Source organism: Ciceribacter ferrooxidans (assembly GCF_004137355.1).
Taxonomy (GTDB): domain Bacteria; phylum Pseudomonadota; class Alphaproteobacteria; order Rhizobiales; family Rhizobiaceae; genus Allorhizobium; species Allorhizobium ferrooxidans.
In genome coordinates, this window is the sequence record NZ_SDVB01000101.1 from 122276 (window position 1) to 144964 (window position 22689).

Below are 22689 nucleotides of genomic sequence, written 5' to 3' on the forward strand. Positions count from 1 at the left end.
CCTTCCCTCCCCCGGAGCGGAGAGAAGGCTGCCGATGCATGGAAGTGCCGACTACTTGGCGGCGCAGAGCTTCTCGCGCGACGTCGACATCGCCGCCTTCGCCGAGAAGCCGTAGGGCTCGATGATCTTGGCGAACTCGCCCGATTCCTTCATCTTGGCGAGCTCGACGTCGAAGGCGTCGCGCAGGGACTCGTCGCCCTTCCTGAAGGCTGCGCCATCGCAGTAGACCGGCGCGCCCTCGACCGGCGCCACGACTTCGAGCGTTGGATCGTTCGCCTTCTCGATCAGGCTGTGGATGGAGAGGACCGGCAGCGAATAGACGTCGATGCGACCGTCCTGAAGCATTTTCAGGCCGCTCTGCCCATCGGGCACGACGATGACGCGGTCACGCGGCACACCAGCTTCGAGCGCCAGTTTTTCCTCGGTGCCGCCGCCAGGCGCGCCGATCTTCGCATCGGGATTGTCGGCGATATCCTTGTAGCTCTTCAGGCCCAGCGGATTGCCCTTCTTGAGGGCAAAGGCTTCCGCATCGCAAAGGATCGGTTCGGAATAGGCAACGGCCGAGCAACGCTCCGGCTTCATGAAGAGACCGGCGGTAATGGCATCGTGACGCCCGGCCTGGAGACCCGGGATCATTGCGCCATATTCGGAAATCGACGCAACGACATCGGCAACGCCGAGGCGCTTGAAGACTTCGCGGGCGACGTCCGGCGCAGCCCCTGAAACCTTGCCGTCGGCACCGACGGCCGTGAACGGCGGCTCGTTGGCGATCGCAATGCGCGCGAAGCCTTGCGCCTTCAATTCCTCCAGCTTGTTCTCGTCCGCAGTGGCGGGCGTTGCCGCCGCCGCCATCAACGCGGTCGCGCCTGCCGCGACAGAAATCCAGTCTCTCAGTTTCATTGTTCCCGTCTCCTCTGTTGTTGTCTTGGTGTTCACGCGTGAGGCAGGCACTGAGTTGATGCTCAGACGCGATGCCCTGCCGCGATGATCTTGCGCAGGAAGGCCTGGGTGCGTTCCTGGGTCGGATGCCGGAAGATGTCGCCGGGCTTGCCTTCCTCGACGATCTTGCCGTGGTCGAAGAAGAGCACCCGGTCGGCGAAGTCATGGGCAAAGCCCATCTCGTGGGTCACGAGCAGCATCGTCATGTCCGTCTCTTCGGCGAGCTTGCGCATGACGTTAAGCACCTCCTCGACGAGCTCGGGATCGAGCGCGGAGGTCACCTCGTCGAACAGCATGATCTTCGGGGAAAGTGCCAATGCGCGGGCGATGGCAACGCGCTGCTTCTGTCCGCCGGACAGCTGCGCAGGCATGCTTTTGGCCTTGTCGGCCAGCCCCACCATGTCGAGAAGGTCCATTGCCCGCCGTTCGGCATCGGCCCGCGCGATGCCCTTCGTCAGCATCGGCGCGAGCGTCACGTTGTCGAGCACGCATTTGTGGGGAAAGAGGTTGAAGTGCTGGAAGACCATGCCGGTCTTCTCGCGCATCTTGTGCAGGTGGCGCTCGTCGGCGGGAACGAGGCGATCCCCCTTCGTCATGTGATAGAGCTGCTCGCCCTCGACCTGAATGAAGCCGCCGCTGATGCTCTCGAGGGTCATCAGGATGCGCAGGATCGTCGTCTTGCCCGAACCGGAGGGGCCGATCAGCGCCAGCTTTTCACCCGGCATGACCTCCATCGACAGCCCGTCCAGCACCGTCAGGTGACCGTATCTCTTCACGATATTGTCGATGCGGATGATCGGGTCGGACATTCGTGCCTCTCTCCCTCTGAGACAGATGATGACCTAACGATGATGCGCCGCTCAAATCATGTCAATTGCAATAATAATATCATGACAATTATTATGAAGACGCCCAAAGCGTGGGCGCCAAAGTCAAATCGCAAGCAGCAGCGCCTCCGGATCACCGAGAGCCAGTGATGCGATAATGCCGAGACCGGTCTTTAGTTCCTGCTCCGTCGTCGAGCCGAGAGAAATCCGGACGGCAGGGTGCCAGCCGCTATCGGCAGTCCGGAATGACGCGCCGGGAGCGATCGCGACACCTCGGAGTCTCGCCTGGGCGACGAAAGCATCCTCCAGATGGCCCTCGGGCAGCGGCAGCCAGACATGCAGTCCCTGCGGATGACTACGGTGGGGAAGCCGTCCGAGCGTCTCCGTGGCAATTGCATGGCGGGCGGCAAGCGCGCGGCGCTGCCAGTTCACGAGCTCGATCGCAGTGCCGTCGCTTACCCAGTGCGTCGCGATTTCGGCAATAGACGGCGTCGCCATCCAGTTCGAAACGAGGTGCCGGTTGGCGACGGCGGCCACGTAGCGATCCGGCGCCGCCAGATAGCCGATCCGCAAGCCCGGCACGGTGATCTTCGTGAAGCTGGCCACATAGAGGGTCCGTTCCGGTGCGAGTGCCGCAACCGGCGGCAGACCTTCATCCACCAGCGGACCGAGGATATCGTTTTCGATGATGGCCAGGTCGTGCCGCCGCGCCACCTCGGCGAGCGCGGCACGGCGCTCGACACTCATCAGCGTCGCCGTCGGATTTATGACCGAGGGCTGCAGGAAGATCGCGCGAATGACGCCTTTCCGGCAGGCCTCGTCGAGGGCCTCCGGGATCATGCCATTGTCGTCGATCGGCAGGCCCTGGAGGTGGATACCGAGATAGCTCGACAGCGGCACCAGCGTATGGTGACTGATCGCCTCCGTGGCAACCGCCGAACCAGGCGGTGCAACGCTCATCAGCGCGACCGTCATGGCGGACGTCGCGCCGTTGGTGAGGCTGATATTGAGCGGCGAAACATCGAGCCCGCAGCGCGACAGCCACTGGGCGGCGACGTTACGATGGCGCGGGAACACCATGTTCGGCCGGAAGGAAAGCGCCGAACTCGCCGGCAGGTTCTCGGCGAGCCAGGCAAAGCCTTGCCGCATCTTTTCGAGATGGATCTGTTCGCAGACCGGCTTGAGAATCGAAAGATCGATCAGTTCGCCAAGGCGCTCCGGGAGATACGGCGGCTCGGGCTCGCGCGGGCGGGTCTGCACGAAGCTCCCGCGGCCGATTTCGCCGGAGATCAGTCCTCGCCGAATGAGTTCGTCGTAGGCCCGGCTCACCGTTTGAACCGAGAGCTTCAGGTCGTCGGCGAGCTTGCGGTGGGTCGGAAGTCGCGCGCCATTCTGAAGCTTTCCTTCCTGAATGGCACGAGCAAACTGGTCGGCCAGGGAGAGGTAGGCGGGGCGGCGCAGGAGCGTTGTGTCGGGCATCCAATTTGTCATGATTTCAACAGTGATGAAAATCAGCTCAATTGACAACGCAAAAGTGAACACCCAATGTCTTTTCCCTGACTTTGACGCGACCGAAGCTCGATGGAAGGCACCCCCGAATGAAACTCGACGCGATCGATCTGCGCATCCTCGAGGCGATCCAGGCGGACGGGCGGATCACCAAGCTGGCGCTCGCCGAACGCGTCGGTCTGTCGCCGACGCCCTGCTGGATGCGGCTTCGGAAACTCGAAACGGCCGGTATCGTGACCGGCTACCACGCGCGCGTTGCCGTGCGTCGGATTGCGCCCGTCGCCAACGTCATGATGGAGATCACGCTCGCCAATCATCGCCAAGCCGATTTCGATCGTTTCGAGCGTGCCGTCGCGGCAATCCCCGAAATCGTCGCCTGCTGGTCGGTCGGCGGTGGGGTCGACTACATCATGAAGTGCATGGCCCCGGACATCGACGCCTATCAGCGGCTGGTCGATGAACTGCTGGCGCGCGAACTCGGCATCGACCGCTATTTCACCTACATCGTCACGAAGACCGTGAAAGACGAGACGATCCTGCCTCTCGCCACGCTCTTGCCGCAAGCTGGATAGGCTCGGCCGAGCGTCGAACAGGACCGACGGCGACGGCCTCACACGTGACCTGCGCCTCTCGTGCCCAGACGATCTCTCTTCCGATCCCGGCAACTTTGGCCAAAGTCTCTTCGCGGGCGTACCTGATTGGACAATCTCTCGCGCCGACCGTGGCAGTCTTCCCGCACCCAGTCGAGGAGATACGAGATGACCGCCATCTTTGCGCGCACAGCCTTTCACGATGCTCTGAAACACCTGAGCGACCCGCAATTGCTGCGGGAACTCGCCTATGTCGGTGGACGCTGGGTCGCCGGCGAAGGCGGCAGGACGCGGGAAGTCCGCGACCCTTCGACCGGCGCAACACTCGCTTTCGTCGCGGCACTCGACGGCGCCCAGGTATCGGAGGCCGTCGACGCTGCAGAAAAGGCTTTCAAGTCCTGGCGCGACATGCTCCCGCAGGCACGCGCCGCAATCCTCCGCCGATGGCACGACCTGATGCTTGCCGCCAAGGACGATCTCGCACTGCTGATGACGCTCGAACAGGGCAAGCCACTGGCTGAATCGCGCGGCGAGATCGACTATGCCGCCTCCTTCCTCGAGTGGTATGGCGAGGAGGCCAAGCGGCTCAACGCCGAAAGCGTGACGAGCCATCTCCCCGGAGCCGAAATGATCGTCCGCAGGGAGGCACTCGGCGTTGTCGGGATCGTCACCCCGTGGAACTTCCCGTCCGCGATGATCACCCGCAAGGCGGCCGCAGCGCTTGCCGCCGGCAATACCGTCGTCACGCACCCGTCCTCCGAGACACCGCTCTCCGCACTCGCCCTCGCGCAGCTCGGTGAAAGGGCGGGCCTTCCGGCCGGGGTCTTCAACGTTCTCACCGGCGATGCCGCCACGATTGTCGGATGCATGAGCCAGGATGCGCGGGTTCGCGCCATGAGCTTCACCGGATCGACCGAGATCGGCAGGCTGATTGCAGGCCAGTGCGCACCGACCATGAAACGCCTCGTCATGGAACTCGGCGGGCACGCCCCGTTGATCATCTTTGCCGATGCAGATGTGGAAAAGGCGGCCGACATCGCGATTGCCGCCAAGTTTGCGACCTCCGGGCAGGATTGCCTCGCCGCCAACCGCATTTATGTCGAGCGCTCCATTCTCAAGACCTTCGAGGAGGCGTTTGCCGCCCGCATCGCCCGCCTCAAGACGGGTTCAGGCCTGGAGCCAGACACCGATATCGGACCGCTGATGCATGAGCGTGCGATCGCCAAGGTGGAAGAACACGTAGCCGACGCGTTGAAAAGAGGCGCGAAGCTTGCCGTGGGCGGCAAGCGCCATCCCGCGGGGCCGCTCTTCTTCCAGCCGACGCTACTGACCAATGTGCCTGACGACGCCCTCATCATGTGGGAAGAGACGTTCGGCCCCGTGGCCGCCGTCAGCGCCTTCGATACCGAGGACGAGGTGATCGCCCGCGCAAACAACACCGAATACGGCCTCGTCGCCTATGTCGTCACAGAAAGCGGGGCCCGCCAGATGCGCCTCGCCCGCGCGCTCGAATACGGCATGGTGGCGATCAACCGGGTGAAGATCACCGGAGGACCGATCCCCTTCGGCGGCTGGAAACAGTCCGGCCTCGGCCGCGAGGGCTCCCGCCACGGCATGGAGGCCTTCACCGAGCTCAAATACCTCTGCATCGACACCGCCGCCTGAACCGGACTACGAAAGGAAAGACCATGCTTGAAAGAAGCAACGAACTCACCGCCTGGGACCGCGATCACTTCTTCCACCCCTCCACCCACATGGGCATGCATGCGCGAGGAGAAACCCCGACCCGCGTCATCGGCGGCGGAGAGGGCGTCTACATCACCGACACGGACGGAAAGCGCAGCCTCGATGCCTTTGCCGGCCTCTACTGCGTCAATGTCGGCTACGGACGCGAAAAGATCACCGATGCGATCGCAGAGCAGGCGAAGAACCTCGCCTACTATCACGCCTATGTCGGACACGGCACGGAGGCATCGATCCGCCTTGCCAAGATGATCATCGACCGGGCGCCGCAGGGCATGAGCCGCGTGTATTTCGGGCTTTCCGGTTCAGACGCCAACGAAACCAACATCAAGCTGATCTGGTACTACAACAATATCCTCGGCCGCCCCGAGAAGAAGAAGATCATCTCGCGCTGGCGCGGCTATCACGGTTCAGGTGTGATGACCGGTTCGCTGACGGGGCTCCGGCTCTTCCACAACGCCTTCGACCTGCCGCGTGCGCCAATCCTGCACACGGAGGCACCCCATTATTTCCGCCGCCCCGATCGTTCGATGAGCGAAGAGCAGTTTGCACAATACTGCGCCGACAGACTGGAAGAGATGATCCTCGCGGAAGGTCCCGACACGATCGCCGCGTTCATTGGCGAGCCGATCCTCGGCACCGGCGGCATCGTGCCGCCGCCGAAGGGCTACTGGGAGAAAATTCAGGCGGTCCTTCGCAAGTACGATATCCTGCTCGTCGCCGACGAAGTCGTCACCGGCTTCGGTCGCCTCGGCACCATGTTCGGTTCGGACCACTACGGCATGACGCCCGACCTCATCACCATCGCCAAGGGCCTCACCTCGGCCTACGCGCCACTATCGGGCACGATCGTGTCCGACAAGGTCTGGCAGGTGCTGGTGAAGGGCTCGGACGAACTGGGGCCGATCGGCCACGGCTGGACCTATTCAGCGCATCCGATCTGCGCCGCGGCCGGTGTTGCCAATCTCGAGCTCATCGACGAGCTCGACCTTGTGGAAAATGCCGGTTCGACCGGCGCCTATTTCCGTACCGAATTGCAGAAGGCCGTCGGCGACCACCGCAACGTCGGGGAAGTCCGCGGCGACGGCCTGATGGCTGCCGTCGAATTCGTCGAGGACCGTGACGACCGCAAGTTCTTCGACCCGACAGCGAAAGTCGGCCCGCAAATCGCGGCAGCTCTCCTCGACCGCGGCGTCATCGGTCGTGCCATGCCGGAAGGTGACATTCTCGGCTTTGCCCCGCCGCTCTGCCTGACACGCGAGGAGGCCGATTCCGTCGTGAAAGCGACGGCGGACGCGATCGGCAGCGTGCTCGGCCGCTAACGAGATAGCGTGGCGGTGCCCGGCGCTCGTCCGGGCCAATCTGCTCTTCGACGCCCGTCGCAATGCTTCCGCACGCGGCGGGCAACTAGATATTCCCGCAGGCGGTTCCCTGCCGACCGGGACCGGCATCGGGCGTCCCCCGATCATGCGGGAAGCGCATCCTGACGACGAATCCCTCGGCCGTGTTCTCGAACGCCATGTTGCCTCCCAGGCGGTCAAGTGCCATCTGCACGATCGAGAGCCCGAGACCGCTACCGTGGCCCGCGGCATGTGCCCCCCTGAAGAAGCGTTCCCTCACACGTACCTCTTCCGAGGCGGAGATTCCGCAACCCCGGTCCATGATTTCGACGACCGCAGCGTCTTCGCTCCCGAGAATTCGGCAGCTGACCTCGCTTCCGCGCGGTGAGTGCTGGATTGCATTCTCCAGAACGTTGCGAAGCGCCAGCCGCACCAGCGTGCGATCCGCCTTTGCCACGGCTCCCATACGATCCTGCTCGCCGCACGCGAGGGCGACACGAACCTCGCGTTCACTCTGGAGAGGCTCGAGATCCGAAGCAATTTCGCTGCACAGCGAATTGAGATCGACGGTCTCTTCCACGGACGCCGTCACCGCGGAGTCGACCGCGGCGAGATCGATGAGCTGGCGGACCATTCGGCTCGTGCGATCGACACTCGTCGATATCCGGGAAAGGGCATCGCGCTGGACTTTTGGATCGTCTGTCCGCAGGGCGATCTGTGCCTGGGTCTTCAGTCCGGCAAGCGGCGTCTTCAGCTCGTGCGCGGCATAGGCGGTGAAGCTCCGCTCTCGCTCGCGCGCCTCCGCGACCCGCCCGAACAGGCTGTTCAGGGCATGGAGGACGGGCCGGATCTCGCTCGGGGCGGCCTTGTCGTCGATCGGATGCAGTTCGGTCGCCGACCGCCCGGACAGACCCGCGGCGATGCGCGTGAGCGGCGCCAGGCCGCGACCGACGCTCAGCCAGATCAGCAACGCGAGAACGGGCAGAATGACAAGCCCCGGCAAGAGGAGCCCCTTCATAACGTCGCCGATCAGGCGTTCGCGGATTTCCAGACTGTCGCCGACAAGCACCCGGACACCAAGAACCGGGTTCACCACCGCGTAGACGCGCCATCGCTGACCATCGATCTCGGTCTCCTTGAAGCCGCTGGTGTGGTCGGCCAACGAGGTCTCAGGAGCACTTTCGGACCGGCTGACTAGACTGCCCTCGAGCGACCAGATCTGGCAGGACAGTTGGCGGCTGTAATTGCCACCCGCTTTTTCGAACGGAGCAGGAAGCGACTTTTCCGTGGCGACACCGACAGCCGCGGTCGCATCGACCCTGTGGTCGGAGATGAGCGAACTCACCATACGGGCCGCCTCCATCAGCCGAGCGTCGAGCACCCGCTCGACCTCCGCCTGGGTGCTGGCAAAGATCCAGACTGCGGCAAAAAGCCAGACGGCACTGGTGGTCGCGAGCAATATGGTGAAAAGCCGGATCCGCATCGAGTTCATCAGATCGCCCTCAATCGATACCCGGCACCCCGGACGGTTTCTATGAAGCCCGCACCCAGCTTGGATCGCAGCTTGTGCACGTGAACCTCGATGGTGTTGCTCTCCACGTCCTCCTGCCAGCCATAGAGTTTCTGCTCCAGCAGGGACTTCGACTGGATCACACCCGGCGCCTCCATGAGCGCCTGAAGGATGACGAACTCCCGACGGGAGAGCGAGACGGTCGTGCCCTCCCTGGTGGCGATCATTCGTGCCGGATCGAGCGCCACGCCGTTCCAGGAAAGGACACTTTCCGCTCTCCCCTGGCCGCGACGAACGATCGCCCGAAGCCTTGCCGCCACCTCGTCGAGATCGAACGGCTTGCCGAGATAGTCATCCGCGCCCGCGTCCAATCCGGCAATCCGATCCCCCACTTCGTCCTTTGCGGTCAGGAGAAGGACGGGCGTGCGATCCTTCGCGGCACGCATCGTCTGAAGGACATCGAGCCCCGAGCCGTCCGGCAGCATCAGGTCGAGGATCACCGCATCAAATGTGTCGGCGGCGACGGCGGCCTCGGCATCGGCAGCCGTCGTGACCGCATCGACGGTGAAGCCGCACAGCTGCAGGCCCACCTTGAGCCCATCCAGCAGGATTTCGTCATCTTCAACGACCAGCAGGCGCATTCGATCCTCGTTCTCGTTCTCCGGCGTCCGTGCACCGCCGACCTTAAGGCTGCCTTAAGGTTGGCGGGAGAGACCGCCTCCGCACATCAGCAACGGAGCAGAGAGTTTGCGCGTTCTTCTGTCGGTTTCATGTCTCATCCTCGCGTTCGTTACCGCGGCGCTCGCAAGTCCCGTGGGGGCGCCCCTGCCCATGGACCGGGCCTTCCAGCTCAGTGCACATCGTGATCGTGGCGACGTCGTACTCAACTGGCAAATCGAGGACGGCTATTATCTCTATCGCGAATACCTGACCGTCACAGCGGACGGCCCGTCGCCTCAGGTGGAAACGCCATCGGGCGTTATCAAGGATGATCCGGGCTTCGGAAGCACCGAGGTCTATTACGGAAAGGCCACCGCAACCATCGTCGAGCCTCCCGCCGGCACGTTGAAGGTGACGTATCAGGGCTGTCAGGACGGAGGTCTCTGCTATCCTCCGACCACCGTCGAGCTGGACCCGTCGGCGCTTCCGGTTTCAGCCTCGACCAGCGAACCGGAACGAGAATTGGCAACCTCTGCACCGCAGACGAAGGCCGTTTTTCGGTCGGTTCCCGATGTTCCGTCATCTCCGCCGACCGGGGCGGGTATCCGCGTGGCCGACGCTCCGTCCGGCGGCATGGTCGGAGCCCTCCTCGACCGGGGTGGCATTCTTCTGCTTCTTGCCGGGTTCCTCGGTTTCGGCGTCCTCCTCGCCTTCACCCCATGCGTCTTTCCCATGTACCCGATCCTCGCCGCCACGCTCGCGCGCGAGGGTGAGAGGCTCTCAGCCGGCCGCGGTTTTGCACTGTCGTCAAGCTATGTCCTCGCGCTTGCCGCGGCCTTCAACCTCCTCGGCGTGGCGGCGGCATGGTCGGGTCAGAACTTTCAGGCCGCGCTCCAATCGACGAGCGCAACCATTCTGCTGGCCGCCCTCTTCGTGGCGCTCGCATTGTCGAGCTTCGGGCTATTCGAGCTTCAGCTTCCGGCGTCCGTGAGAAGCGCATTCGGACAACGGCGCACGGGCAGGAGTTCCCTCCTCTCGTCAGCGGCCCTCGGGTTCTCCTCCGCTCTCGGCATCGGGCCGTGTGTAACCGCACCGCTCGCCGGCGCCCTCCTCTATATCGCCCAGACCGGCAACGTGGCGCTCGGAGCCGCTTCTCTCTTTGCGCTTGGTATCGGCAAGGGTGTCCCGCTGATCCTCATGGGAACTTTCGGCCCGGGCCTGCCGCCACGCGCAGGGCGATGGATGGAGCGCATCCGCCAAGTCTTTGGGTTCATCTTTCTTGGGACCTCACTCTGGTTCGTCGACCGCCTGCTGTCGCCCGGCATCGGACTGGCGCTGTGGTCGGCGCTGCTCATCACCTTCGCGGTCTTCATCGGAACCTTCGACCAACTGGCACCGGATGCCGGCAGCGGTCCTCGTCTTGCCAAGGCTGCAGGCATTCTCGCCGGGTTCTATGGGCTCCTGCTTGCCGTCGGCGCCGCTTCGGGCTCGACGGACCCTCTCAATCCATTGGCGGCCTTTGCGAGGAGACCAGCCGAAGCCTTGTCCAAACCGAACGAGATCAGCAAGGCTTCCTTTCAGGCGGTCGGTTCTTCCACCGAACTGTCATCGCTCCTCATGCAAACCGCCGATGCTCGTGCGAGGCCGGCGCTCGCCTACTTCACGGCCGAATGGTGCGTCACATGCAGGGCGATCGAGCGGTCCGTCCTTCCGACGCGCGCCGTTGCCAACGCCCTGCGCGATGTCCGTCTCGTCTCCGTCGATCTGACGGACCTCACGGACGAGAAGCGATCCCTGATGAACGAACTGCAGGTCGTCGGCCCGCCGACAATGCTGTTCCTTTCGAAAGACCTCCGTGAACTGCCCTCGACGCGTCTCGTCGGCGAAATTTCCTCAGAGGCGATTGTCGCCTCTGCAGGGGCAATCAGCGAGCGCGCGCCATGAATGCCGTCGCCATCGGACCTCTCGCCTTCGATGCCGAACGGCTCGCCGCCATCGCCGGTCTGGTCGCCTTTCTCGCTTTGACGTCTTTTCTCGCCTGGCGCGTGGACGACAGACTCGCCCGCTGGTCGACATGGACCGCCTTTTCCGGTGTGGCCGGCGCGCGGGCGGTACATGTGCTTCAGCACCTGGACGGCTTCCTCTCCGAACCATGGCGGATCTTCGCCCTTTGGCAGGGCGGCTTTTCCTGGGCCGGAGGAGCCGCGGCCGTTCTCACGATGATGGTTATTCTGTTCGTCCGGGACCGACGGCTCTTTGCCTGGGGGGCGGCGAGTGTCGTTGCAGGGGTGACAATCACGGGGTTGACCGCCTTCCTGACGCTCTCCCGGACGCATGCTCCACCCCCTGACGTCACCTTGCCGAGCCTCACAGGAAATCAGGTCGCAGTCGGCGGCGGAGGCCGGCCGATCGTTCTCAACCTTTGGGCCACATGGTGCCCGCCATGCCGGCGCGAACTGCCGATGATGGCGGAGATTGCCGACGGGGCGACAGGCGTCGATTTCCTCTTCGCCAATCAGGGGGAGCAGTCGGCGCAGGTGGACAGGTATCTCCGAGGCCAGCGCCTGACGCTCCGCGAGGTCGTTCTAGACCCGCAGATGACGCTCAGCCGCCATTACAGCGCGGTCGGACTGCCCGCCACACTCTTTCTCGCAGAAGACGGAACCGTGATGGCCTCCCATCTCGGCGAAATCTCTCGCGAGGTTCTCATCCAGCAAATTGAACGACTGACAGACCGAGAAGGAAACTTGCAATGACACCTGCCAATGCCACCCTGACACGATCGGGGTTGCGGCTCGGGGCCCTCTTGCTGCTCGCCGCAGGCATATCCGCCTGCTCGCAGACAGATCCGGTGCGCCCGAAAATCGAAACGCCGAAGGTGGCTGAAAGCATCGCCAGCATGTACGCGCCCATGCAGGATGGCGAGGAGACGGTGCCCGGTATCGACGTCTCGAAGATGGATCCGAAGAACGTCCGCCAGGTGGTGGACTACAAGACAGGCTATCCGCCCGGGACCATCGTCGTCGACCCCTACGCCCGCCTTCTCTACCTCGTCATGGAGAATGGCAAGGCAATGCGTTATGGCGTCGGCGTCGCGAAGGCCGGCATGGAATTCAAGGGAGAGGCCGATATCGCGCGCAAGGCGCAGTGGCCCGGCTGGGTCCCGACCCAGAGCATGATCAAGCGGGATCCGGAACGCTACGCTCCCCTGGCGGCCGGACTGCCGGGCGGCGTCAAGAACCCTCTCGGTGCCCGCGCCCTCTATCTCTATCAGGACGGCAGAGACACGCTCTACCGCATCCACGGCACCAACGAGCCGTGGTCGATCGGCAAGTCGGTTTCGTCCGGCTGCATCCGCCTACTCAACCACGACATCATCGACCTGCACCGCCGCGTTCCGAAAGGATCGAAGGTCGTGGTGCTTGGCCCGGAAGAATCAGGAAAAGGAGAAAGATGAGATGATCACCCGCAGAAACCTGCTCACCGCCGCCGCTGGCGCTGGCGCCTTCGTGACGCTGGCTCCCGGCATTGCCCTCAGCCAGGAAATCACCGAGAGAACCGTCTTCTTCGACCCTGACGCGCGGGCTCTCGGCAATCCCAAGGGCGACGTCACCGTGGTGGAATTCTTCGATTATCAATGCCCGTACTGCAAGAAGATCCATCCCACGGTGGAGAAGGTGATCAAGGAAGACGGCAACGTCCGTCTGGTGATGAAAGATTGGCCGGTCTTCGGCGATGCGTCGATCTTCGCCGCACAGGCCGTTCTGGGCGCTGCACAGATCGGCAAATACGAGGTTGCGATGGAAGCGCTGATGAAGACGGTCGGCAAGCTCACGAATGACGAGGTCGAAAAGGTTCTGACAGGCGCCGGCCTGTCGATGACGGAGATCGCCGCCTCGGTGAACAAGCACACGAGCAAGATCTCCGGCCTGCTCGATCGCAACTACAACCAGGCGCTGGCCTTCAATTTCGTCGGCACGCCCTCATTCGTCATCGGACGCACGACCTTCGGCGGCGTCCTCGACGAAAAGGGCCTGAAGGGGGCGATCGCCGAAGCCCGGGCAGCAAAGGCGGGATGACGCCAACCAAGAACGACGCTGGTTTCGAGGCAAGACCTGAAACCGTCTGGCCCACGGCATCGATGTTCCCTGCATCCCGTCTGACAGGATGCAGGGGAACCCGGATTGTCAAGCTCGCGAGACCGCCAATTCGGCGACCGGCTGGCCGCGGTCGTTGAGCGCCATCAGATGGCGGGCGCGCGCCAGGCTTTCCGGCTGTTCGGCGCGATAACGGGCGCCGATTTCCATCATGGCGACGGTGCCGGGCAGGAAGTCGAGTTCGCTGAAGATATCTTCCCAGTCGATGTCACCCCAGCCGAGCGGCATGTGCAGGTCGCCGATGCCCATCGCGGTGTTTTCCTGCGGATGAAACCCCTTGTAGAAGCCCTGCGGGCGGCCGAAGCTATCGTGCAGGTGCAGATGGCCGGCAACCGGCGCCATGGCGGCGATCTGTTCGCGGAAGTTGAGGCCGCGATAGGTCGATTCGATATAGGCGTGGCTGAAGTCGATGAGGGCGACGACATTGGCGTGATTGACGGCCTTGACCGTCGCCGCGACCTCGGCCGGCGTCTGGCGATACTGGCCGGGCTCGGTGGTGAAGATGTTTTCCAGCGCGATGCGCACGCCGTAGGGCCTGGCAGATTCGGCCAGTTCTAAAAGGGCTTCGCGTTCCCGCAGGTCGGCTGCGGCCCGGTCGCAGATCTGCTCGGCGCGCAGGCAGCCGCCATGCTGGACGAGGATGCGGGCATCGATCCGGTCGCAGATCTCGATGAGCGCCTTGGCGGCGTCGATCTGGTAGCGGCAGGTGGCCGGGTCCATGAAGTTGGACGAGACGAGGCCGTGCACCGTGTAGCGGAAGTCGAACTGCTTCGTGAGGGCAACGAGACGCTCGGCGCGATCCTTGATGATGCGGCCGCCGGCAATCAGGTCGAGCGTGGTCACGCCCAGTTCGACCGTGTCGACGCCCATGTCGGCGAGCGCCCGAAGGTCGTCCCCGAGGCTCTGCATCTCGCCATTGTCCGAGCCGGCATTGAAGCCGGTTGCGATGATATTGCTCATGTTTTCACTCCAGGTGTGTAGGTTGGGCAAGGGTTCAGGCGGCAGCCGCGATCTTGGCGCGCAGGTCGAGGGCGAGGTCGGGGCTGTCGGAGGTCAGGTGTCCGATGCCGCGCTCCAGCCATTTGCCGATCAGCGCCTCGTCGTTGAGCGTCCAGACGCAGAGACGATGGAGTGGCAGCAGGCTGGTGATCAGGTCCCATTCGGCCTCCATCAGTTCGTGATGGATGGCGACGATCTCGACGAGATCTTCAACCTGCTCGATGAACCGCTTCAGGCCGCCTTGCCTCTCCGCCCAGGCGGCATTGACCGAGACCAGTCTCGCAATGTCGGGAGCGACGCGACGGCAGCCTTCGAGCACGGAGACGTCGAACGAGGTCAGATAGCTGCGATCGGCAAGGCCCTGGGCGGCAAGTTCCGCGGCGACCTTCTCGACGATGCCGGGATAGGGCGTACCGCTCTCGTCGCTTTTGATCTCGACGTGAAGAGGCAGACCATCGGCCGCCGCCAGAACCGAAAGCACCTCGGACAGCGTCGGGATCGTTTCGTCGCTGTCTTTGAGCCTGACGTTCATGCGCGCCTCGGGTGTCAGCGCCCGGACCGGTCCATGGCCCTCCGTCGTGCGCTCGAGGGTCGCGTCATGGATGACGAGGAGTTCGCCGGCATCGGTGAGGTGGACGTCGAACTCGACGGCATCGACACCGAGTTCGCGCACGTTGCGGAAGCCTTGAAGCGAGTTTTCGGGCCAGAGATTGCGGGCGCCGCGATGGCCGGTGATCAGTGTCATGAGCTTGGTCCTGGATGTGGGTCGAGAGAGGTCAGCGCACGGTCGGGTCGAGCTTGTCGCGCAGCCAGTCGCCGGCGAGCGAGATCGACAGCGTAGTCAGCATGATGACGGCGGCCGGCGCGAGCATGATCCACGGCGCGCGCGTCAGGTATTCGCGGCCGAAGCCGACCATGTTGCCGAGACTGGTTTCGGGCGGCTGCACGCCAAGCCCGAGGAAGGAAAGGCCGCTTTCCATCAGGATGATCTCGGGGAAGGTCAGCGTCATCGAGACGATCAGCGTCGAGGCGACATTGGGCAGGATGTGGCGGAAATAGACCCGGAAAGGCGTGGCGCCGAGCTGTACAACGGCCGAGGCATAGCCCTGGGCGCTCGCCGAAATCGCCAGTCCCCGGGCGATGCGGGCATAGCGCTCCCAGCCGTAGAAGCCCATCAGACAGACGATCAGCAGCATGGACGAGCCGAAGAAGGCTAGAACCGCGAGCGACATGATGAGAAAGGGCAACGCCGCCTGGAAGTCGGCGAGCACGAGCACCAGGTGTTCGACCCAGCCGCGGAACTTGGCTGCGGCAAAGCCGAGCACCGTGCCGAACACCGCCGAGAGGATCGTGGCGCTGAACGCGATCACGAGCGAGACGCGGATCGACTGGATCAGGCGGGCGAGCACGTCGCGGCCGAGCTCGTCCGTGCCGAGCCAGTGCTTGGCATTGCCGGGGGCGGCGAGACGGTTGGCAAGGTCCATCGCCGTGATCCCGTACGGGCGCAGCAGGTCGGCGAAGATCGCCACCAGTACCATGGCGAGGAGCCACAACATGCCGAGCCCGATCGAAAGGGGAACGTTGCGGCGAAGGGTGGAAAGGACGCCGGTGCCGTGGCCGCTTCGCGGTTGCGCCTGTGCCATGTCAGTCGAGCTCATGACGTCCTCCTCAATGGGCGGTTTGGGCGCGCAGGCGCGGGTCGAGCCAGCCGTAGAGCAGGTCGACGATGAGGTTGGAGATCACCATGGTCGCGGCGATCAGGAGAAGGATGCATTGCACAACGGCGAGATCGCGATTGGCGACCGAGACGACCAAGAGCCGGCCGATACCCGGCCAGGAGAAGATCGATTCCACCACGACGGCGCCGGCGATCAGCGAGCCGACCATGAAGCCGACGATGGTGACGATCGGCACGGCGGCGTTCGGCAGCGCGTGTTGCCAGACCACATCCGGCCATTTCAGCCCCTTGGCAGAGGCGGTGCGGATATAGGGCTGGCCCATCACCTCGATCATGGCGCTTCGCGAGAACCGGGCGAGGATGCCGATCCCGCCTATGCTCATGGTGAGCGTCGGCAGCAGGCCGTGCATCCAGGTGTCCTGTCCGCCGGAGGGAAGGAGACCGAGGCTCACGGAAAAGACAAGGACGAGGAGCAGGCCCATGACGAAGGAGGGAATGGTGAAGCCGAGGACGGAGAGCATGATCACGCCGCGGTCGATGATGCTCTGGCGGTGAAGGGCGGCATAGACCCCGGCCGGAATGCCGATCAGCAGTTTCAGCACGAGTGCGGGAAGGGTCAGCTGCAGCGTGGCGGGAATGCGTTCCAGCACCAGTTGCAGGGCGGACGCCTTGTCGCGCATCGAAACGCCGAAATCGCCGGTGAAGATCGACCTGATGTAGGCGAGGTATTGGATCCACAAGGGTTGGTCGAGCCCCCAGGCCTTTCGGAAGGCATCGACTGCCTCCTGCGGCACGTCGGGGCCGAGCATGACCTGGGCGGGATCGCCCGACATGCGCAGCACGACGAAGGCGAAGGTGACGACGGCCAGGATGGTGATGAAGGCGCGCAGCAGGCGGGTGAAGACGAAGCGGATCATGGTCGTCTCCTCACGCGGCGAGCGGCGCGTCGGCGCCTTCGACGAGGTGGCAGGCGGCGGTTCGCTGGACGCCGATGGTCCGCAGCGCCGGCACGGTGGTGCGGCAGATGTCCGCCGCTAGCGGACAGCGCGGATGGAAGGCGCAGCCGGACGGCCGGTTGGCCGGGTTCGGCGGCTCGCCCTGCAGGATCGTCCGGCCGGTGAGCGGCTTGCCCGGAACCGGTACGCTGGAAACCAGCGCCCGGGTATAGGGATGCTGCGGCGAGGCGAAGATTACGTCGGACGAGGCCTCCTCGACGATCCGGCCGAGATACATGACCGCGACGCGGTCGGCGATGTTGCGTACCACCTTCAGGTCATGGCTGATGAACACCATGGCGATGCCGTTGTCCTCCTGCAGGTCGCGCAGCATGTTGACGACCTGCGCCTGGATCGACACGTCGAGCGCCGAAACGGGCTCGTCGCAGACCAGCAGCTTCGGCCGCGTGGCGAGCGCGCGTGCAATCACGGCCCGCTGGCGTTGCCCGCCGGAGAGTTCGTGCGGATAGCGGTCGGCCTGGTCTTGGCGCAGCCCGACGGCCGCCATCAGCGAGTTGACGCGGGCCGGGCGTTCATCCTTCGGCAGAAGGTCGTGAATCTCCAGCGGTTCGCCGATCTGGGCGGCGATGGTGAGGCGTCGGTCGAGTGCCGCCAACGGATCCTGGTAGACGAGCTGCATCTTTGCCCTGAGCGCGCGCCATTCGGCGGTGCCGGGTTCCGGCATGGACTTGCCCTCGAAAGTCACCCTTCCGGCCTGTGCCGGGTCGATGCCGAGCAGCATGCGCCCCAGCGTCGACTTGCCGGAGCCGGACTCGCCGACGATGCCGAGCGCCTCGCCCGGCAGGACGCTCAACGAGACGTCGTCGACGGCGCGCACCGGAGTCGGCTTGCCGAACAGGCCGCGCCGCAACTGGTAGATACGGGTGAGGTTCTCGGCGGTGATGAGGGGAGCAGTCACTTATGCGCCTTCCAGGATCTTCGTCTTGACGGATTGCGGGCGGGTGGCCGGGACGCGGCTGAAGCAGGCGAGCCGGCGACCGTCCTCCATCGGTTCGAGCATCGGCCGCTGTTCGGTGCAGCCGTCGGTGGCGCGCGCGCAGCGCGGGGCGAAGGCGCAGCCGGCGGACAGGTGTTTCGGGTTGGGCACGGTTCCGGGAATGGGGATCAGCCGGTTTCGCGGCCCGTCAATGCGCGGGATCGCGTCGAACAGGCCGCGGGTATAGGGATGGCGAGGTTCGGAAAACAGCTGTTCGATCGAGCCCTGCTCGACGATTCGTCCGGCATACATGACGCAGACACGGTCGCAGACCTGGGAGACGGCGCCGAGGTCATGGCTGATGAAGACGGTGGCCATGCCGGTCTCGGCGCGAAGCGCGATGAGCAGATCCAGGATCTGCGCCTGGATCGTCGCATCCAGCGCCGTGGTCGGTTCGTCGGCGATCAGAAGGTCCGGCTGTCCGGCAAGCGCCATGGCGATCATCAGCCGCTGGCACTGGCCGCCGGAGAATTCGTGGGAATAAAGATCGAAACGCCGGCGGGCATCGGGAATGCCAACCATGTCCATCAGCCGCAGCGCCTCGGCCTTCGCGGCCTCGCCCTTGAGCCCGCGATGGAGCGTCAGCGCCTCGGTGATCTGCCGGCCGATGCGGATGACCGGATTGAGCGAACTCGACGGATCCTGGAAGATCATCGCCACACGGCCGCCGCGCACGCTTTCGAGCGCCTGGCGCGGCGCCCCGCAGACCTCGCGTCCCTCGACGCGGACCGAACCGGTGACGCGCGCCTTGCCCGGCAGCAGGCCAAGCGCGGCCAGCCAGGTCACCGACTTGCCGCAGCCGGATTCGCCGACCAGGCCCAGCGCCTCGCCAGGTTTCACGTCGAGATCGATGCCGTGCAGCACCGGCACGCCGTCGAAGGAGACAGTCAGATTGCGCAGTTCGACAAGATTGGAGCTCATCAGCGTTCACCTTCTTCAAGGCCGAGGCAGCCCGGTTCTGAGGGCCTGCCGCGGCGGTCCACGGAAGGGAGAGATCCGGCGGCACGGGGGGCCGCCGGATTGGATCGATTACATCGTCCAGTTGTTGGACCGGAAGTCCATGGCAAAGGCGGGCGCCGCCTTCCATTTCAGCGAGGACTTCATGCCGGTGAAGACGGCGTTCTGGTGCAGGACCTGATAGGCCGGGTCTTCGCGCTCGCAGATCTCCAGCATGCGGGCATAGGCCTTCTTGCGCAGCGCACGGTCGGTCGAGGTTTCCAGCACCACCGAGAGTTCGTTCATCTCGGCATTGCTCCAGTCCTTCTTCTGCTGCATCTCGCCGTTCGGGCCGAACTGCGTGACCATCGGCGTGACCGGGTCGTTGATGTTGGCCGAGGCCGACCAGTCGCGCACGCCCTTGACGCCTTCCGGATCGTGGATCTGTGCCCAGTTTTCCTTCATCTGGATCTCGACGTTGAGGCCGACCTGCTTCCACATCTCGACCATGACCTGACCATTGGCGGTCTGGTTGGTGTAGTAGTTGTTGAGCAGGCGGAAGGGGATGGCGTCGCCCTTGTAGCCGGCCTGCTTCAACAGGTCCTGGGCAAGCTGCGGATTGTATTCCGGTGCGGCCCAGCCATCGATGAACATGTCGGTGGTCTTGAAGATGTCGAACTGCAGGCCGGGCGGAATAATCGTCTGGCCGCCCCACAGCGCATCGACGATCGCCTGCCGATCGATGGCGTGCGTCATGGCGCGACGCACCAGCGGATTGGCGAGGATTTCATTCTGGGTGTTGAACACCGAGACGCGGTGGTTGAGGATGGTCGAGCCCTGCACCTCGAAGCCCGGAGCGGCCTGGACGGTCGCGATCTGGTCCGGCGGCAGGTCGCAGGCGAAGTCGTATTCGCCCGACAGCAGGCCGTTGACGCGGGAGGCGACTTCCGGAACCTCGACGAAGCGGATTTCCTCGAGCGGCGGGCGGCCGCCCCAGTATTCATCGAAGGCAACCAGCGTCAGCGAGACGTCCGGCTTGTATTCGCCGACCTGGTAAGGGCCGGTGGTGATCGGCTTGCGCGCCCAGTCGGTATAGGAGGCGGCTTCGTCCCAGGCGCGGCGGTTGGTGATCTGGCTGCCATAGGCATAAAGGCGGCCCTCGAGGGTGACGTCCGGGGTCGCGTTGTGGAAGCGCACGGTGTACTTGTCGACGGCTTCGACGCCGGCGAGTGCCGGCCACAGCCGGCGACCGATGCCCGGAACGGCGGCCGGCAATTCCTTGACGGTCGTGGGCTTATGATCGGCTTCGAAAATGGTCTTGCCGCCCTTCGGTTCGGTGTTGCCGAACACGCGCTCCTTGGAGAACGAGAATACGACGTCATCGGCCGTCAGCTCGTCGCCATTGTGGAACTTCACGCCCTGGCGCAGCTTGAGTTCGAGCGTCTTGTCGTCGATCCGCTTCCATTCGGTGGCGAGACCCGCAACCGGACCCTGGTTGCCCATCCAGTCGCGGTTGATCAAACCTTCCCAGAGGTTCGGGAAGAAGACGCGCTCGCCGACGTTGGACTGCTCGTTCCAGATGCAGAGCGTGTTGTTGTTGGTGATCTTCTGCACGGCGATCGTCACCGAGGGGCGCTTGCCCTGGGCGAAGGTCATGCGCGGCAGGACCAGGCTGCCGGCGGTCGCGCCGATCAGTCCAAGCGCGCCACGTCGATTGATGGAAAGCATTGGAATCCTCCTTCTTGGGGTGGGGGCACTCGAAAGCAGAGGCTTTCCTCTTGCGCGTTCCGAGTGTCGGTTTGTTAATGGCCTCGTGAATTTTGCATGACGGACCGCCGCGCTGGCCGCGGCGGGCATTGCTCAGACAGGTTCGGAGAGCGCAGGCGCCCGGTATGCGACAGGCGCAGCGCCAAGGACGGTTGCGAAAGCGCGGGCGAGCTCATCGGCGCCGGTGGCGACCAGCATGGCGCCAGCGTCGGACAGGACGGCACGGCGACCCTCGCGCTGATCGGCCGGGTCAACGAAGCCGATCGCCCGCATGCCGGCGGCAACCGCACCGACAATGCCGTGCGCGCTGTCATCCACGACCACGCAGTGGCTCGGGTCGACGTTCAGCGTTTCGGCGCAGAGATGGAACAGATCCGGCGCGGGCTTCGGGGCAGCGACCATTTCGGCGCTGAAGATGTGGGGGTCGAAGGCGTTCCACAGGTCGAACAGGCCGAGGCTGGCACGCAGCCGCTCGAGCGTGCTGTTGGAGGCGACACACTTGCGCTGCGGGAGCGAGCGGACCAGGCTTTCCATTCCCGGCATTGGGGTCAGTGAGCGGGAAAATTCGCGATAGAGCGCGTCGCGGGCGGCGGCAAAGACGGACGCGGGTCCTGCGATCCCCAACTCCTCGATGCAGATCCGCTGTGCGTCGCTTTCCGAATAGCCGGCAAAGCGACGGTGAACCTCGGCGAGCGGGATCGCAGCACCGGCGGCCTCGAGCGCTTGCCACAGGACACGGCTTTCGACCGGTTCGCTATCGATCAAAACGCCGTCGCAATCGAAGATGAGCAGTTCCGTCGTCGTCAAGGTGCAGTCCGTTCCCTGGCTCGGCGAGGAATTCGGGAGGCAATGCCCATCCCTTTCCGTCACATGGCTTGCTGGTCGGCGGGCTTTCGGAAACAATTGCCTTTGGACCCGCCATCATCTACGCAGGGTCTGTACGTTACATATGTTACGCAGATGTGACATTTGATCGGGAGTGTGTTTTGGAGAGCCAGGAACTGATGGTGCGGGCCTCGTGGCTCTATCATGTCGAGGGGTTGACCCAGGCGCAGATTGCCGAGCGGATGAACCTCACCCGTCGTCGCGTCAACGAGTTCCTGTCAGAGGCGCTGGCGACTGGACTGGTGCGCGTGACGTTCACCTCTCCCCTTGCCGAAAACGTGCGGCTCGAGGACGAGCTCTGCGAAAAATTCGCCCTGGCCGAGGCAATGATCGTTTCGACGCCTGCGGACGAGACCTTGCTGCATGCCGTTCTCGGTCGCGCCGCAGCGGCATTCCTCGACAGGATCATCGATGTGCATCGACCGCGGTCGATCGGCGTCGGCTGGGGCTCCACGCTCCGCGAAACCGTCCACCAGATGACCCGCAGCCATATGCCGGATCTGGAGGTCCGCTCCATGATGGGCGGCCTAACCCGAGGCACCGAGATCAACACATTCGACATTGTCCGAGGCTTCGCCGCGGTCCTGGATGCCAAATGCCATTACTTCGCAGCGCCTATCTATGCCGACGGGGAGGCCTCCCGCGCCCTGATCATCGAACAACCTGTTTTCAAGGAATTCCTCATGAAGGCGGCGTCGGTCGATCTGTCCTTCCTCAGCGTCGGAGACCTGACGAAAAAATCGCTTCAGGTGAGATACGGTCTTCCGGTAGGCGTCGACATCGCCGAACTGGCAGCATCAGGTGCCGTCGGCGACCTGCTCGGCCATTACGTGGGCGAGCGCGGAGATCCGGTCGACCATCCCCTCAACCGGCAGGTCATATCGCCAGACCTTGAAAGCTACCGCACGATCAAGACCCGCGTCATCGCCTCGGGGGGTGTGCACAAGCGCCGTGTCATCAGCGCGGCGCTGCGCGGGAAACTCGCAACCGCGCTGGTCACCGATTCAGACACGGCCCGCTGGCTGTTGAGCGCCAAGAACTGACCGCGTGTCCCGCCTGCCTTGAGATCCCATCAGGGGTGAGTAGCGGTCTGCACCGTGGCAGAGTGAGGTCGCTAGAAAACTCTCTGGAGGCCAATCATGCCGATGACAGCAGAT

The 22689-nt window shown here is 64.1% G+C and carries 21 protein-coding genes; 8 read left to right on the top strand and 13 right to left on the bottom strand.

Annotated elements, in window-relative coordinates:
* Positions 1-51: 51 nt before the first annotated feature.
* From ehuB to ehuR, 3 genes are all read right to left on the bottom strand, one after another.
* Positions 52-900, bottom strand: coding sequence for an ectoine/hydroxyectoine ABC transporter substrate-binding protein EhuB (ehuB, locus tag EUU22_RS02780; RefSeq protein WP_129330577.1), 849 nt, complete (start codon positions 898-900; stop codon positions 52-54).
* Between the two features lie 62 nt (positions 901-962).
* Complete coding sequence (ehuA, locus tag EUU22_RS02785; RefSeq protein ID WP_129330578.1) at positions 963-1748, bottom strand: ectoine/hydroxyectoine ABC transporter ATP-binding protein EhuA; 786 nt, start codon at positions 1746-1748, stop codon at positions 963-965.
* A 123-nt stretch (positions 1749-1871) separates the two neighbouring features.
* A complete protein-coding gene (gene ehuR, locus EUU22_RS02790; protein ID WP_129330579.1) occupies positions 1872-3257 on the bottom strand; it encodes a MocR-like ectoine utilization transcription factor EhuR in 1386 nt (461 codons plus the stop codon).
* Positions 3258-3364: 107 nt separating this feature from the next.
* Here ehuR and EUU22_RS02795 point away from each other — a divergent pair, with 107 nt between their 5' ends.
* From EUU22_RS02795 to EUU22_RS02805, 3 genes are all read left to right on the top strand, one after another.
* On the top strand, positions 3365-3847 hold the full coding sequence (locus tag EUU22_RS02795) for an Lrp/AsnC family transcriptional regulator (protein WP_129330580.1): 483 nt from the start codon (positions 3365-3367) through the stop codon (positions 3845-3847).
* 186 nt (positions 3848-4033) lie between these two features.
* The gene (locus tag EUU22_RS02800; RefSeq protein WP_129330581.1) at positions 4034-5530 is read left to right on the top strand and encodes an NAD-dependent succinate-semialdehyde dehydrogenase; all 1497 of its coding nucleotides are present in this window, start codon (positions 4034-4036) and stop codon (positions 5528-5530) included.
* Positions 5531-5553: 23 nt separating this feature from the next.
* Positions 5554-6930 carry an aspartate aminotransferase family protein gene (locus tag EUU22_RS02805; RefSeq protein ID WP_129330582.1) on the top strand — a complete coding sequence of 459 codons (1377 nt, stop codon included), beginning with the start codon at positions 5554-5556 and terminating at the stop codon, positions 6928-6930.
* 85 nt (positions 6931-7015) lie between these two features.
* Here EUU22_RS02805 and EUU22_RS02810 read toward each other — a convergent pair whose 3' ends face one another.
* Both EUU22_RS02810 and EUU22_RS02815 read right to left on the bottom strand, forming a co-directional pair.
* Positions 7016-8440 carry an ATP-binding protein gene (locus tag EUU22_RS02810; RefSeq protein WP_129330583.1) on the bottom strand — a complete coding sequence of 475 codons (1425 nt, stop codon included), beginning with the start codon at positions 8438-8440 and terminating at the stop codon, positions 7016-7018.
* Positions 8440-9099, bottom strand: a complete 660-nt coding sequence (locus EUU22_RS02815) for a response regulator transcription factor (RefSeq protein WP_129330584.1) — start codon at positions 9097-9099, stop codon at positions 8440-8442. The genes EUU22_RS02810 and EUU22_RS02815 overlap by 1 nt, the downstream gene beginning before the upstream one ends.
* A gap of 106 nt (positions 9100-9205) precedes the next feature.
* Here EUU22_RS02815 and dsbD point away from each other — a divergent pair, with 106 nt between their 5' ends.
* Genes dsbD through EUU22_RS02835 form a run of 4 tightly spaced genes read left to right on the top strand, consistent with a single transcriptional unit; the run spans position 9206 to position 13197 of the window.
* The gene (gene dsbD / locus EUU22_RS02820) at positions 9206-11062 is read left to right on the top strand and encodes a protein-disulfide reductase DsbD (protein WP_129330585.1); all 1857 of its coding nucleotides are present in this window, start codon (positions 9206-9208) and stop codon (positions 11060-11062) included.
* Positions 11059-11874, top strand: a complete 816-nt coding sequence (locus EUU22_RS02825; RefSeq protein WP_129330586.1) for a TlpA disulfide reductase family protein — start codon at positions 11059-11061, stop codon at positions 11872-11874. The genes dsbD and EUU22_RS02825 overlap by 4 nt, the downstream gene beginning before the upstream one ends.
* Entirely contained in the window at positions 11871-12575 is a 705-nt protein-coding gene (locus tag EUU22_RS02830; RefSeq protein WP_129330587.1) for a L,D-transpeptidase, read from the top strand. Before EUU22_RS02825 ends, EUU22_RS02830 begins: the two co-directional genes overlap by 4 nt.
* A 1-nt stretch (position 12576) precedes the next feature.
* Positions 12577-13197, top strand: a complete 621-nt coding sequence (locus EUU22_RS02835; RefSeq protein ID WP_129330588.1) for a DsbA family protein — start codon at positions 12577-12579, stop codon at positions 13195-13197.
* A 108-nt stretch (positions 13198-13305) separates the two neighbouring features.
* Here EUU22_RS02835 and EUU22_RS02840 read toward each other — a convergent pair whose 3' ends face one another.
* From EUU22_RS02840 to EUU22_RS02875, 8 genes are all read right to left on the bottom strand, one after another.
* Positions 13306-14235, bottom strand: a complete 930-nt coding sequence (locus EUU22_RS02840; protein WP_129330589.1) for a TIM barrel protein — start codon at positions 14233-14235, stop codon at positions 13306-13308.
* 34 nt (positions 14236-14269) lie between these two features.
* Complete coding sequence (locus tag EUU22_RS02845) at positions 14270-15019, bottom strand: glycerophosphodiester phosphodiesterase family protein (RefSeq protein WP_129330590.1); 750 nt, start codon at positions 15017-15019, stop codon at positions 14270-14272.
* Between the two features lie 31 nt (positions 15020-15050).
* On the bottom strand, positions 15051-15917 hold the full coding sequence (locus tag EUU22_RS02850; RefSeq protein WP_439329113.1) for an ABC transporter permease: 867 nt from the start codon (positions 15915-15917) through the stop codon (positions 15051-15053).
* Positions 15918-15942: 25 nt separating this feature from the next.
* A complete protein-coding gene (locus tag EUU22_RS02855) occupies positions 15943-16869 on the bottom strand; it encodes an ABC transporter permease (protein WP_129330592.1) in 927 nt (308 codons plus the stop codon).
* 10 nt (positions 16870-16879) lie between these two features.
* Positions 16880-17866: an ABC transporter ATP-binding protein gene (locus EUU22_RS02860; RefSeq protein ID WP_129330593.1), complete on the bottom strand. Its 987-nt coding sequence runs from the start codon at positions 17864-17866 to the stop codon at positions 16880-16882.
* Positions 17867-18865 (bottom strand): ABC transporter ATP-binding protein, encoded by a 999-nt coding sequence (locus tag EUU22_RS02865; protein WP_129330594.1) that lies wholly within the window; start codon positions 18863-18865, stop codon positions 17867-17869.
* A 108-nt stretch (positions 18866-18973) separates the two neighbouring features.
* Positions 18974-20608 (bottom strand): ABC transporter substrate-binding protein, encoded by a 1635-nt coding sequence (locus EUU22_RS02870; RefSeq protein ID WP_129330595.1) that lies wholly within the window; start codon positions 20606-20608, stop codon positions 18974-18976.
* A 132-nt stretch (positions 20609-20740) separates the two neighbouring features.
* Positions 20741-21454 (bottom strand): HAD family hydrolase, encoded by a 714-nt coding sequence (locus EUU22_RS02875; protein WP_129330596.1) that lies wholly within the window; start codon positions 21452-21454, stop codon positions 20741-20743.
* Positions 21455-21633: 179 nt separating this feature from the next.
* Here EUU22_RS02875 and EUU22_RS02880 point away from each other — a divergent pair, with 179 nt between their 5' ends.
* The gene (locus tag EUU22_RS02880) at positions 21634-22575 is read left to right on the top strand and encodes a sugar-binding transcriptional regulator (RefSeq protein ID WP_129330597.1); all 942 of its coding nucleotides are present in this window, start codon (positions 21634-21636) and stop codon (positions 22573-22575) included.
* Positions 22576-22689: the final 114 nt, after the last annotated feature.

Excerpts from the sequence above, each read along its gene's own strand:
- ehuB (WP_129330577.1), bottom strand. The coding sequence starts at position 900 with ATGAAACTGAGAGACTGGATTTCTGTCGCGGCAGGCGCGACCGCGTTG.
- ehuA (WP_129330578.1), bottom strand. The coding sequence starts at position 1,748 with ATGTCCGACCCGATCATCCGCATCGACAATATCGTGAAGAGATACGGT.
- ehuR (WP_129330579.1), bottom strand. The coding sequence starts at position 3,257 with ATGACAAATTGGATGCCCGACACAACGCTCCTGCGCCGCCCCGCCTAC.
- EUU22_RS02795 (WP_129330580.1), top strand. The coding sequence starts at position 3,365 with ATGAAACTCGACGCGATCGATCTGCGCATCCTCGAGGCGATCCAGGCG.
- EUU22_RS02800 (WP_129330581.1), top strand. The coding sequence starts at position 4,034 with ATGACCGCCATCTTTGCGCGCACAGCCTTTCACGATGCTCTGAAACAC.
- EUU22_RS02805 (WP_129330582.1), top strand. The coding sequence starts at position 5,554 with ATGCTTGAAAGAAGCAACGAACTCACCGCCTGGGACCGCGATCACTTC.
- EUU22_RS02810 (WP_129330583.1), bottom strand. The coding sequence starts at position 8,440 with ATGAACTCGATGCGGATCCGGCTTTTCACCATATTGCTCGCGACCACC.
- EUU22_RS02815 (WP_129330584.1), bottom strand. The coding sequence starts at position 9,099 with ATGCGCCTGCTGGTCGTTGAAGATGACGAAATCCTGCTGGATGGGCTC.
- EUU22_RS02825 (WP_129330586.1), top strand. The coding sequence starts at position 11,059 with ATGAATGCCGTCGCCATCGGACCTCTCGCCTTCGATGCCGAACGGCTC.
- EUU22_RS02830 (WP_129330587.1), top strand. The coding sequence starts at position 11,871 with ATGACACCTGCCAATGCCACCCTGACACGATCGGGGTTGCGGCTCGGG.
- EUU22_RS02835 (WP_129330588.1), top strand. The coding sequence starts at position 12,577 with ATGATCACCCGCAGAAACCTGCTCACCGCCGCCGCTGGCGCTGGCGCC.
- EUU22_RS02840 (WP_129330589.1), bottom strand. The coding sequence starts at position 14,235 with ATGAGCAATATCATCGCAACCGGCTTCAATGCCGGCTCGGACAATGGC.
- EUU22_RS02845 (WP_129330590.1), bottom strand. The coding sequence starts at position 15,019 with ATGACACTGATCACCGGCCATCGCGGCGCCCGCAATCTCTGGCCCGAA.
- EUU22_RS02850 (WP_439329113.1), bottom strand. The coding sequence starts at position 15,917 with ATGGCACAGGCGCAACCGCGAAGCGGCCACGGCACCGGCGTCCTTTCC.
- EUU22_RS02855 (WP_129330592.1), bottom strand. The coding sequence starts at position 16,869 with ATGATCCGCTTCGTCTTCACCCGCCTGCTGCGCGCCTTCATCACCATC.
- EUU22_RS02865 (WP_129330594.1), bottom strand. The coding sequence starts at position 18,865 with ATGAGCTCCAATCTTGTCGAACTGCGCAATCTGACTGTCTCCTTCGAC.
- EUU22_RS02870 (WP_129330595.1), bottom strand. The coding sequence starts at position 20,608 with ATGCTTTCCATCAATCGACGTGGCGCGCTTGGACTGATCGGCGCGACC.